Origin of the sequence: Gillisia limnaea DSM 15749, assembly GCF_000243235.1 — a bacterium.
Classification (GTDB): domain Bacteria; phylum Bacteroidota; class Bacteroidia; order Flavobacteriales; family Flavobacteriaceae; genus Gillisia; species Gillisia limnaea.
Genome location: NZ_JH594605.1, coordinates 304,396 through 317,166 on the forward strand (window position 1 = coordinate 304,396; position 12,771 = coordinate 317,166).

Consider the following 12,771-nt stretch of genomic DNA (forward strand, 5'->3'; position numbering starts at 1 on the left):
TTAGGGGATTCCGGTTGTTGTCATTTGCGCACCACTTTACGCAACATTTTTGATGCTTTTTGGACTAACTGTCTAACCTTCTATTCTGGTTTAGTAGGATTTTAGAGAACAGCAAAGAAATAAAATGTCACTTTACGTTAAAAAGATAACATTCAAAATATCCCTGGTTTGAATAGGCATGATAATTGCTTAATTTCGTGGTGCTAGCAAAAAGAAATTCATGAAGTTCAATATAAAATCCAATTTTAAACCCACCGGGGACCAGCCACAGGCAATCAATAAACTGGTTTCCGGACTCAATAAAAACGAACAGTATCAAACCTTACTGGGAGTTACCGGTTCTGGAAAAACCTTTACGGTTGCCAACGTAATTGAAGAAGTACAACGTCCAACCCTTATCCTTGCCCATAATAAAACATTAGCCGCACAGCTCTACTCCGAGTTTAAGCAATTCTTCCCTGAAAATGCAGTGGAATATTTTGTTAGTTACTATGATTATTATCAGCCCGAAGCTTTTATCCCCTCCTCCGGTACTTATATTGAGAAAGACCTTTCCAGGAATGAAGAATTGGAAAAGCTAAGATTGAGCACAACCTCTTCCCTACTTAGCGGAAGAAGGGATATCCTTGTGATTGCATCCGTTTCCTGTTTATATGGGATTGGAAATCCTGTAGAATTTCAGAAAAATGTGATCTCCATTGAAAAAGATATGCATATTTCCAGGACAAAACTGCTTCACCGGCTGGTGCAGAGTTTATATTCCAGAACTGAAGCTGATTTTAACCGCGGAAATTTCAGAATTAAGGGAGATACCGTGGATATTTTTCCGGGTTACGCAGACCATGCCTTCAGAGTACATTTCTTTGGAGATGATATAGAAGAGATTGAAGCATTTAATCCGCTTACAAATGAAATAGTTGAAAAATACGACCGTCTGAATATTTATCCTGCGAATATGTTCGTGACTTCTCCTGATGTTTTGCAGGGAGCAATTAGGGAAATTCAGGATGATTTAGTAAAACAAATTGATTATTTCAAAGATATTGGTAAACACCTGGAGGCAAAACGTCTGGAAGAACGTACCAATTTTGACCTGGAAATGATTCGTGAACTTGGATATTGCTCCGGAATTGAAAATTATTCCCGCTATCTCGACGGAAGACTTGCCGGAACTCGTCCCTTTTGCCTTTTAGACTATTTCCCCGATGATTTTCTGATGGTTATAGACGAAAGTCACGTTACAATTCCACAAGTGCATGCGATGTATGGAGGTGACCGATCCAGGAAAGAAACGCTTGTAGATTACGGCTTCCGCTTACCGGCAGCAATGGATAACCGGCCCCTAAAATTTGAAGAATTTGAAGCGCTTCAGAATCAGGTGATTTATGTAAGTGCCACTCCTGCCGATTATGAATTACAAAAAACAGAAGGAGTTTATATCGAACAGGTAATTCGACCTACCGGTTTGCTTGACCCTGTAATAGAAGTAAGACCAAGCCTGAATCAAATCGATGATTTAATAGAAGAAATTCAGGTTCGTTCTGAAAAAGATCAACGGGTATTGGTTACGACACTAACCAAAAGAATGGCAGAAGAACTCACCAAATATCTTACCCGGATAAATGTAAGGTGCCGTTACATACATTCTGACGTGGATACCCTGGAAAGAGTTGAGATCATGAATGATCTTAGAAGAGGTATTTTTGATGTGCTTATTGGAGTTAACTTATTACGGGAAGGTTTGGATCTTCCTGAAGTATCCCTTGTGGCGATTCTGGATGCCGATAAGGAAGGTTTTCTGCGTAGCAATCGTTCGCTTACTCAAACCATTGGCCGGGCAGCCAGACACCTTGAAGGCCGTGCAATACTGTATGCAGATAAAATAACCAGAAGTATGCAGTTAACAATAGATCAAACCGAATATCGCCGGTCAAAGCAAATGGAGTTCAATAAAGAGCATAACATAACCCCTACTACACTTATAAAAGCTTTTAATGAAACGCTGGTAAAAAAGAAAGAAGCCTACAAAATAGAATCTGCCCCAACATTAAAAGCAGCAGAAAAAGAAACTGCTTATTTCAGCAAGGCACAACTGGAGAAGCGAATTAGGGAAAAAAGAAAAGAAATGGAAACAGCTGCCAAAGACCTTGATTTTATGACTGCAGCCCGGTTAAGAGATGAAATAAAAATGCTTCAGGAAAAAACGACCGCTCTTGCTGAATAAGTTTAAAGCCGAATTTTCTTAATTAATTTATAATATTTTACAAATAACTAATATTCAGAAGTTTAATCTTCTTATATTATAGTACCCTTTAATACTTTTTTTTACTGATGTGACGGTCTAAAACCGTAACACATGAAAAATTTTATTTTTATTTTATCAATTTTAACAGGTTTATGCTCTTTTTCGCAGGTTGGCATTGGAACCTCCAACCCACAAGCACAACTTGATATTATTTCAGATTCTCCCTCAAATCCGTCGGTGATTGATGGATTATTAATTCCGAGAATCGATAAATTTCCAACGACAAATCCAGGTTCAAATCAACATGCGATGTTGATTTATTTAACCAAAACCGTTAACGAATATCCCAAAGGCTTTTATTTCTGGAATAATTCAGAAATAAAATGGGAAACCATTAGCGGAACCGGTTTTGGTAATTTCTTTAAACCTGGAACAAGCAGCAATCCAAACAATATTTTAGATGCTATGTATAGATTAGGGAGTATTGGGATTGGCACACAGGATATCACTGCTAAACTTCAAATCGTTTTGAATTCGGTTAAAGATGCCACAGTTAAAAAAGGTTTGGAAGTAGACAATAATAATCCTACGGTGGACAATCTTACAACCTATGGTATTATAAGTGACAACAGGAGCGCTACTAATGGAAATAAATATGGGTTTAAAAACAATGTAGGAGGAGCAGGCACCGGGATTCATTATGGAATTTTTAATGAAACCTATCAAAACTCAGGCACTAATGATATTTATGGGATGTATAACCGGGTTGGAAAAACTTTTGGCGCTAACAGTAATAATTTTGGTATTTATTCTGTGATTGGAAGCAATGAGGGTATTGGTACTGTTATTGGAATTTACAGCAGTGCCATTGGAAGCAATACTGCCAAGGTTTTTGCAGGATATTTTGCAGGCCGTCTTGGGATTGGATTAACCCCGGCAGAAGAGTATATTTTCCCCGCTGCCAAAGGAAATCCAGGACAAATTTTGGTCCTGGATTCCAGCGGAAATATGAATTGGAAATACCCCAATGTCATGAATTATTCCTCTACCGGAACCGCAACAGGCGACTATGTTATTGCAGAAGAAGTTTACACTTTAAGAGTTAACAGTCAGGTTTCCAGTATTACAATCCCTGATGCTTCTTTAAACAAGGGAAGAATACTAATTCTAATCTCTTTTCAGGGAACGGGAAACAGGCCTTTTAACTTTTTGAACGGAGATACCCTTGAAGATATATCTACCGGAAATAATATTACTTCTATTTCATCCGGGAACAGGTTAATGATTCAAAGTATTGGGACGAGATGGATTGTGCTTTTTAAATAGAAAAGCATCGACATCGAAACTTTTTCAGCAAATACAGTAAAACATCTATAAAATCTTAATAAATCGTTTTGGGTGGTCTTCGGTTGCTTTTAATTTAGGAAGAATGATTTCAAAATTTTGATAAAATCCTGTCCGAACAAAATTGGTGGGCATCGGGGATTAAAACCTGCCAGTGAATTTAAAATTGTGTTATATAAGCAACTTATTTAGGCTCTTTTATTCTTAAATGTTTAATTTTAATCATTGAAATTTAAAAAAAAAAAACATCTCAAACGGCAATCGGTCAAATAGCAGGATAATTTGAGGGATGTTCGTACTCTAAACATTCAAATAAACAGATGAAATGAGCATAACGGGAATACGTTACAAACACCGATGAAAATATGCGAATTGCATATGCTCATTTAAAAGCAATAAATATCTACATATGAAACAATTATACAATCGCACCCTTGCATTTTTCAGCATTATCCAAAGCAAAATCGCCTTTTATCCTACAACTTTTGCCATTATAGGAGTTCTGTCAGCATTTTTACTATTTTATTTGGAAGAGCGCGGGATTTCCAGATACCTAGTGGATCATATTCCATTTTTGGTGGTAAATAATAGTACCACGGCCCTTACCATAATAAGTGCATTAATGACGGGACTGATATCCATGATGGTTTTCAGTTTTTCCATGGTGATGCTTCTGCTTAGTCAGGCTTCAAATAATTATTCTCCAAGACTTTTACCCGAATTGATTTCAGATAAAGTGCATCAAATAATTCTGGGGGTCTACCTGGCTACAATCCTGTATTTAATTTTTATATTATTTTCTATTCAGCCTACAGGTGATAAATACCAAACACCGGGATTTTCGGTATTAATTGGAATTCTAGGATCCGTAATTTGTATTTATGCTTTTATTTACTTTATCCATAATATATCACAAAGTATTCAGATAAATAATATCATGGATGGAATACATAACCTGGCAAAAATCAAGTTAAATGCCATGATAGAAGACGATTCAAAAAGCTCAAATGAATTTCCGTCTTCGGAGCATTGGTATGAATATAGTACTGAAGAAAGCGGATATCTTCAAAATATTTCCATTTCTAATTTGATGGATATTTGTGATAAAAAAAATACCCAGATTCATATTTTACCGATTACGGGCACTTTTGTGCTGAAGGGAATTCCTCTTTTTAAATCGAAAGAAGAGTTAGATGAAAAAACAATTAAAGTGATTTTAGCTAATTTCAATCTTGCCAGAGCAGAACTTGTAGCCGATAATTATCTCCTGGCATTTAAACAAATTACAGAAGTTATCGTAAAAGCAATGTCTCCAGGAATTAACGACCCAGGAACCGCCATAAACGGGATAGATTATCTTACAGAACTTTTTTCTTTAAGGCTGTTGAAAAAAGAAAATAATGTGATTGGAAGAGATGAGAAAGCATTTATAAAAATTAATTCCGTGAGCTTTTCAGAACTTATTTATAATGTAATGGCCTCTATTCGTACCTATTGCAAACATGATATCATCCTGGTACAAAAATTAGTGATCATGTTCAAATATTTGAAAATGCAAAAAATGGAAAATACAGGCAATTTAAAAAGTATAGATCTTGAAGCCAAAACACTTTTAAATGATGCGAGATCGAGCATTACCAATACAAGAGATTTACAAACAGTCGAAAAAATGGCAGTTGATTTCGGACTTAAAATAATTTAATTCACAGACACAACTTGTTCGCACAGTTCAGCCTTTATTTTGGGAAGTTTATATCCTTCTGAAACATAACTTTTAGAAAAAAGAGCTTCGAAACAACTAGCTTTTTTTGGAATCTGCCCATTCCTGGACCATCTCTTCCAGAATATTTAAAGGAACCGCCCCACTTAAAAGAACCACATCGTGAAACTCCCTCAAGTCAAAATCGTTTCCTAACTGGACTTTTGCTTCTTCCCTTAATTCCACAATTTTATTCATTCCAATTTTATAAGCGGTTGCCTGTCCGGGCATAACGATATGTCGTTCTACCATTTTAATGCAATCACTCTCTGCATTAGGGGTATTTTGCTTATAATAATCGATACCCTGCTCACGGGTCCATTTTTTTGAATGTATGCCCGTATCTACCACCAACCTGCAAGAGCGCCACAATTCCATAGCCAGGCGTCCAAAATCTGAATACGGATCTTTATAGAATCCTATTTCTTTTGGAACTAGTTCACTGTACAATCCCCATCCTTCCGTATAGGCTGTATAGCGACTAAATTTTCTGAACATTGGTACGCTATCCAATTCCTGTGCGATCGCTATTTGCATATGATGTCCGGGAATTCCTTCATGATATGCCAATGCTTCCATTTGATAAGTTGGCATCGCATTCATGTCATATAAATTCGCATAATAGGTTCCTGGTCTCGATCCATCAATGGCAGGCTGTTGATAAAAAGCTTTTCCGGCACTTTTTTCCCTAAAAGGTTCTACCGCCTTTACTATAATATCGGCTTTGGGTTTCGTTAAAAACAGTTCATCAAGGCGCCCTTTCATAGTATTGATAAGCGAAGTGGCTTCATTAAGATATTTTTCCTTTCCTTCAGGCGTATTGGCATAATAGAACTGTGGATCATTTCGCATAAATTCAAAGAAATCCTGAAGGGAACCTTTAAATCCAACCTTTTTCATGATTGCTTCCATTTCACCGTGAATCCTGGCAACCTCGACTAGTCCAATTTCGTGGATCTCATTTGCGGTAAGATCTGTAGTAGTAATTCGTTTTAACCTGTTCCTATAAAATGCTTCCCCTTTTGGAAATTTCCATGCACCATGGTCTGATGTAGCTCTTTGTTGTTGATCTTCCATCGTAGCAATCAACTTTTCATAAGCAGGTTTTACCGACTTTACAAGGGCTTTTTCTGCCTCTGCAATTAATTCCCGTTGTTGGCTTTGGGATAAGTCAAGTTTGGAAACCTTGGTTTTGAAATCATCCAAAAGTACACTTGCCTCCGTAGAATTGGTAAAAGGTTTTCCTTTTATCACATTTTGAGAATCGTCTAAAACTTTTTCAAAAACAAATTTAGGCGGAAGTATCCCGTTCTGTTCTCTAAGTTTTATGCCTTCTATTACATCATCAAAAGCTTTGGGAATTCCATTTAGCCTGGAAATGTAGGCTTTCGCATCTGCCTCAGAATCTATGCGATGCATATTAATTAGAAATGCAGGAAGCTGGGAATGAAACCCAAACATTTGATTTACAGGGTAATTATGGAACCTAAATTCAAAATCGGCGATTTCGTTTTCAACCTCCTGTTTAAATAAGCGGTAACTAAGCCTGGTTTCGTCATTTAAAACAATTTCCTCCACATTATCCTTAAGATATTTTTGTCGTTCCTTAGCCTGCTCAAGATCCTGAACTAATTTTTTATTTGAAAAGTCATCCCATTTCCCGTAATCGGTTTTTCTCCCGAGCTGGGTTTGCATCATGGGAGATTCTGCGACATCCTTTTCAAACTCTACTTCAAAATAATCGTTCAATGCTGCGGATGCTTCTGATATTTCCATTTCAGAATATTTCTCGTCCTCTACATCGTTTTTACATGCGAGCATTCCAAAAATGCTGAGGAATATTGCGAATAGTTTTAGATTCTTCATTACCAAATTCTTTTTTAGTTAAAATCTCTTTCTGAAAATAATCCAGAAAGAGATTTTTATTTAGAGTCAACGCTATTAAAATTCTATTGTTTTTACACCCAACACTGGTTGTAATTCACAAATACCAACCGCCCCGTTCGGGTTAGATTTCATCGAATTCCCGATAGTTCTTCCTTCGAAATACCTCGTGAGTTTACTCACGGGTAATCGATGCTTATTTAATTTTCTAAAACCGAAAAATTTATAAATGAATCTCCAAATACGGTATGGGTTTGTTTGGTGAAATCTTTCTCTTCAGCCATAAAAATATTGGGAACATAGGTTTGCGGATTGAGATCTATCAATGGAAACCAAGTACTTTGCACCTGAATTTGAAGTTTGTGTCCCTTTTTAAATGTATGGTTTATATCCTGCAAATTAAACGATACATCTGTTTTCTTGTTTGCTTCAAAAGGTTCTGGATTTTCAAAACTGTTTCTAAATCGTCCACGAATCACCTCGCTTCTTACCATCATATGGTAATTGCTCATCTTTAAATGATCCTGCATTTCTTCAGAATCTTCAGCATCTGGAGGATAAACATCGATAACTTTCACTACCCAGTCTGCAGCGGTTCCTGTGGTTGCAACCTTTAAATGGGCTTCAATTAGACCGGCCATGGTCATATCTTTCTCCAAAACAGGGGTTTCAAACACCAAAACATCCGGTCTTCTCGCTGCAAAACGTTGATCATCTGTCATATATTTCCGTGGTGTAAATACCATCTTTATATCTTCAGAATAAGGCACTGGTTTTTTGGGATCACTCACAAAAGAGATTTCCGCAGAAGATGCATTCTCAGTTAGTTTTTGATCATCTCCCAGGAAATAGGTTTTCTTCACTGCATTTTTTGGAGGCCAGGTTTCATAGGAATTCCATTCCATTTTTCCAGTGTCAAAAACATAAGCTTCAGGCAACCCACTATCCTTAGAACCACTTCCTTTTAAGAAATGATTGAAGAATTTGGTTTCAATATCCTTTTGATAACCTTCAGAAATATCATCTCCAAAATAAACATTCCCTACGGCCTGTCGTTTGGAGGTCCTGGCCCAGTCTCCGTGGCTCCAGGGTCCAAATACCATAGTGTTATAGTTATCACTGCTCTTTTCAATAGTTTTGTAAGTTTCGAAAGGGCCATAAAGATCTTCCGCATCAAATAATCCTCCCACAGTCATTACCGCTGGTTTGATATCATTTAAATGCTGGATAACCCCTCTGGACTTCCAGAATTCATTATAGTTGGGATTTTCCTTGAGCTGTTGCCAAAAGATATTATCTTCTTTATAATACTGGTCCAGGTTGCTCAATGGCCCTATGTCAAGAAAGAATTGATACTGATCCTGGCTTCCAAGATCTGGCATTTCATACCAGGCCTCCGTGGTAGGACCTTTTTTATCATATCCAAACAGGGCTGTTGCCCTCCAGTAGCTCAATAAATAAGCGCCGTTATGATGAAAATCATCAAAAAAGAAATCACCAATTCCCGCCTGCGGAGAAACAGCTTTTAATGCAGGATGAGCATCAATCAAAGACATTACAGCGTAGTGACCGGGATAGGAAATCCCCCAGGTACCCACTTTACCGTTATTATTCTTTACATTTTTGATCAACCATTCTATGCTGTCATAGGTATCACTTGTTTCATCTGACTGCTTTCTCTTTTTATTTGGAATATACGCCCGCATATTGTCGTAGGTTCCTTCACTCATCCAGCGACCGCGAACATCCTGATAAACTATAATATTGCCTTCCTGCATAAGAAACTCATTGGGCCCAATTTTAGATCTAAATTGATCTGCACCATAAGGTTGCGAACTGTAAGGAGTACGCTGCATGATCACAGGGTATCTCTTTGATGTATCTTTTGGTGAGTATATGGTGGTGTGTAGTTTTACACCGTCACGCATAGTAATATAAACTTCCTGCTTATTGTAGTTTTCTGAAACTTCAAATTTTTGAGTAGTTTGGGAAAAAAGCGGGATTGATAAGAATAAACTTATCAAGAACAATAGTGGGGTTTGTTTTAATGTCATTTAACTTATTTTTTTGAGGTTAAAAAGATCATTTTTTAAAGAAATTTAATAAATAATCCGAAAAAGGGAATTAAAGCCCTTAAAAATTTCATTCGAAGTCCTAAAGATAGAAATTAACTGTTAACTCGTAAAGAATATTATTCTGCAGAGGCAGTTTTAAATTTTGTAAGTCCATCCTTAAGCCAATCTAAATACTCTTCTTCATTTGGCGTATATCCAACCGGCTGATTAAGGATTTTCACGTTAGGATCCAAAAGAACATAAAACGGTTGGGAATTATTCCTGAAATTCACCGTTTGGAACGTTGCCCATTTGTCACCTACCGTTCGTATCTTCTTAATTCCACCATTCTCACGAACATAATTAAATTTATCCTGTTCCGATAATTCCATTTTATCATCCACATAAAGTGAAATTAGGATGTATTTATTATTGATCATATCATAAACCTCAGGGTTGCTCCATACCTGTTCTTCCATTTTTCGACAGTTCACACAAGCCCAACCTGTAAAATCCAGCATAATAGGTTTATTTTGGGCTTTAGATACTGCCAAACCTTCCTCCCAGGATTTGTACGCTTTTAATCCCAGTGGTCCTTCGGTTTCTTTTTCATAAACACTATAGAACAAAGGAGGCGGAAATCCACTCAATAACTTCAAATTGGCAAATGGGGTATTGGTTAATCCCGGGAATAAATATAGCACAAATAAAAAGCTAAGGCTTCCAAATGCAAACCGGGTTTTAGAAAGTTTCTTTTTGGGCCCATCGTGTGGGAAACGGATTAATCCGAATAAATACAGCGTCAACCCTATTCCAACAATAATCCAGATTCCAATAAAGATCTCTCTTTTTAACAAGCCCCAGTGCTGGACCAAATCTGCATTCGACAAAAATTTAAATGCAAGGCCAAGCTCAATAAAGCCAAGCACGACTTTAACCGTATTTAACCAACCGCCACTTTTTGGAAGAGAACTCAACCAGTTTGGAAAAAGTGCAAATAACGCAAATGGCAATGCGAGGGCCAGTCCAAAACCACCCATTCCAAAGGACAGCTGTATAGCTCCTCCATCACTGCTTAAAGAACCACCTAGTAATGATCCCAGGATAGGTCCCGTACATGAGAAGGAAACCAGCGCCAAAGTAAGCGCCATAAAAAAGATCCCTACTATTCCACCAACACTGGAAGCCTTATCATCCATTTTACTGCTCCAGGAAGTAGGTAGAGTGATCTCGTAATATCCAAAGAATGAAAACGCAAAAAATATAAAAATGACAAAAAACACAATATTCAGAGTGACATTTGTGGATATGTTATTAAGGATTTCCGGGGCAACACTATCCAATAAATGGAACGGAAGACTTAGCAAAAGATAGATTAGGAATATGAAAACCCCATACAAAATGGCATTTACAAGTCCTTTTTTACGTGTTCTCGCTCCTTTGGTGAAAAAGGAAACGGTAAGTGGGATCATTGGGAAAACACAAGGGGTTAGAAGAGCAATTAATCCTCCTATAAATCCTAAAAAGAAAATATTCCAGTAAGTACTTCCTTCCTCCTTTTCCGGTTGATAGTTTTCCCAACCCTGCATTTCAATATCTAGGGCTTTGGTTTTTTCTATATCAAGCGAAGTCACATCGGCATCTGCATAGCCTTTGATCGCTTTTTTTTCATTTACGGAAAACTGAAATGGAGCTATATCCGGCGGAAGGCACTGCTCATCATCACATACCATAAATTCCACTTCCACTTCAATGTTGGCATCTTTGTCAAAAACCTTTATTTCCTGAATAAAAACAGCTTCTTTGTCAAAGAATTTGATGTCCATTCCAAATACCTCATCATAAATAGCGGGAACATCGGGTTCCTTAGTGTTTCCTATAAGTTCGTAGGTATTTGCTGAAGAATTAAAGGTAAAGGTAGTAGGGATCGGCCCATCTTCATCCACTTCCTGAGAATATAAATGCCAACCTTTTTCCAGCCTGGCAGTAAATATAAGGTTGTAAATACTATCGTTTTTCTGTTCCAGTTTTGCATCCCAGGTTATGGGATCTGCGATTTGAGAATTGGGGGTACTAAAAACCTGAGCCTGAACAGAGAATAAAGCGATTATCAGAAAGGCCAGCGTCATTATGTATTTCATACGGAATAGGTAATTTTCAATATTTTATTTGAAGGATCTTTAATGGCAAAACGTGCATCTGCCCTATGATTAACAACCCAAAGGATCTTATCTTGAGAGCAAAGCAACCAACAATTTTCCTTCTCGGGCAAAGATAATTTTTTGTCTTTAAAAAAGTCGCTAATCTTCTTCTTTCCTTTCATTCCAAATGGATGGAAAATATCCCCTTCCTTCCATTTCCTTAAGGTTAGTGGATACTTAAGGGTTTCCTGTGCTACATAAATACAATGTGTCCCCTTTTCCAAAATCTCTGTAACCTCCTCAAAAACAAAGGTCCCAATTGGAAGCATTACAATATCATCTCCTTCTAGGATTTTATAAATTTTATTGTTTTTTTCTGAAGGAATCTCGGTAAGCAACAAAAAGTTTCGGTCTTTTATCAATCGGTGTGTAGCCGAAAATACCATTTTTCCCGGTTGTGCTTTTAAAAGACCATGAATATCATCCCATTCTGTAAAGCCGAAGGATCTCAGCAATTGATACAAAACAGCTTTTGTATTTGGGATCTTCTCTAAAATTTCAATATTTAGTTTATACCCGTGCGCATCTTTTGAAACGATTTCAGAATACAGCAAACCTATATAATCTTCAACCAAGTTTAAACTTTCATTCAAATGTGACTGAGTTTGAGCAAAGCCTTCCAGCAACTGCGAATTAATTTCTTCCATAATGGGAATCACCTCCAGCCTGATCTTATTCCGAAGGTATTTTGGAGAAGCATTGCTGCTGTCCTCACGCCAGGGGATATTTTTCTCACGGGCATAGGATTCAATTTCCTTTCTTGAAAATTTTATCAAAGGCCTGATAATCTTCTCATTTTCAGTTCTAATCCCTGTTAATCCATCCAATCCCGTTCCACGAATGAGATTGATTAGAAACGTTTCCAGATTATCATTGGCATGATGTGCGGTAAGTATATAATCAAAATTTAGGGCAGCGCTCAATTCATTAAACCAGTTATAACGCAAATCCCGGGCTGCCATTTGAATGGAAACCTTGGCATCCTGGGCGTAGGCTTCAGTATCAAAATTTTCAGTAAAAACCTCTACATCAAGCGCATCTCCAAGATCCATAACAAAAGATTCATCGGCATCGCTTTCCTCTCCACGTAAATTAAAATTACAATGGGCAATAGAAAACTCCATTTTAGCACTTTTACATAAATGTACCAGCACAACGCTATCCAAACCACCACTTACTGCGATCAATAATTTAGCGGTACTCAAATAGGGAAATTCTGATTTTATGAGGTTTTTGAAGGCTTTTTCCATAGTCTTCCAAAGATACAAAAGCCATAGGAAATCT

Annotated in this window: 7 protein-coding genes; 3 read left to right on the top strand and 4 right to left on the bottom strand. The window is 37.3% G+C overall.

Features of this window, described 5'->3' with window-relative positions; genetic code table 11:
* Positions 1–220 precede the first annotated feature (220 nt).
* The 3 genes from uvrB (at position 221) to GILLI_RS01475 (ending at position 5,291) form a co-directional block, all read left to right on the top strand.
* On the top strand, positions 221–2,224 hold the full coding sequence (gene uvrB, locus GILLI_RS01465) for an excinuclease ABC subunit UvrB (protein WP_006987341.1): 2,004 nt from the start codon (positions 221–223) through the stop codon (positions 2,222–2,224).
* Positions 2,225–2,356: 132 nt separating this feature from the next.
* Positions 2,357–3,571, top strand: a complete 1,215-nt coding sequence (locus GILLI_RS01470; RefSeq protein WP_006987342.1) for a hypothetical protein — start codon at positions 2,357–2,359, stop codon at positions 3,569–3,571.
* Between the two features lie 427 nt (positions 3,572–3,998).
* A complete protein-coding gene (locus GILLI_RS01475; RefSeq protein WP_006987343.1) occupies positions 3,999–5,291 on the top strand; it encodes a DUF2254 domain-containing protein in 1,293 nt (430 codons plus the stop codon).
* 96 nt (positions 5,292–5,387) lie between these two features.
* On the opposite strand, the gene GILLI_RS01480 is transcribed toward GILLI_RS01475, so the two are convergent.
* From GILLI_RS01480 to tilS, 4 genes are all read right to left on the bottom strand, one after another.
* On the bottom strand, positions 5,388–7,214 hold the full coding sequence (locus tag GILLI_RS01480; RefSeq protein ID WP_006987344.1) for a DUF885 domain-containing protein: 1,827 nt from the start codon (positions 7,212–7,214) through the stop codon (positions 5,388–5,390).
* Between the two features lie 218 nt (positions 7,215–7,432).
* Positions 7,433–9,286, bottom strand: coding sequence for a CocE/NonD family hydrolase (locus GILLI_RS01485; protein WP_006987345.1), 1,854 nt, complete (start codon positions 9,284–9,286; stop codon positions 7,433–7,435).
* A gap of 137 nt (positions 9,287–9,423) precedes the next feature.
* Positions 9,424–11,427: a protein-disulfide reductase DsbD family protein gene (locus GILLI_RS01490; RefSeq protein ID WP_006987346.1), complete on the bottom strand. Its 2,004-nt coding sequence runs from the start codon at positions 11,425–11,427 to the stop codon at positions 9,424–9,426.
* Positions 11,424–12,737 (bottom strand): tRNA lysidine(34) synthetase TilS, encoded by a 1,314-nt coding sequence (gene tilS / locus GILLI_RS01495; protein ID WP_040506298.1) that lies wholly within the window; start codon positions 12,735–12,737, stop codon positions 11,424–11,426. Before tilS ends, GILLI_RS01490 begins: the two co-directional genes overlap by 4 nt.
* Between the last annotated feature and the right edge of the window lie 34 nt (positions 12,738–12,771).

Coding starts and splice junctions, on each gene's coding strand:
- uvrB (WP_006987341.1), top strand. CDS start 221: ATGAAGTTCAATATAAAATCCAATTTTAAACCCACCGGGGACCAGCCA.
- GILLI_RS01470 (WP_006987342.1), top strand. CDS start 2,357: ATGAAAAATTTTATTTTTATTTTATCAATTTTAACAGGTTTATGCTCT.
- GILLI_RS01475 (WP_006987343.1), top strand. CDS start 3,999: ATGAAACAATTATACAATCGCACCCTTGCATTTTTCAGCATTATCCAA.
- GILLI_RS01480 (WP_006987344.1), bottom strand. CDS start 7,214: ATGAAGAATCTAAAACTATTCGCAATATTCCTCAGCATTTTTGGAATG.
- GILLI_RS01485 (WP_006987345.1), bottom strand. CDS start 9,286: ATGACATTAAAACAAACCCCACTATTGTTCTTGATAAGTTTATTCTTA.
- GILLI_RS01490 (WP_006987346.1), bottom strand. CDS start 11,427: ATGAAATACATAATGACGCTGGCCTTTCTGATAATCGCTTTATTCTCT.
- tilS (WP_040506298.1), bottom strand. CDS start 12,737: ATGGAAAAAGCCTTCAAAAACCTCATAAAATCAGAATTTCCCTATTTG.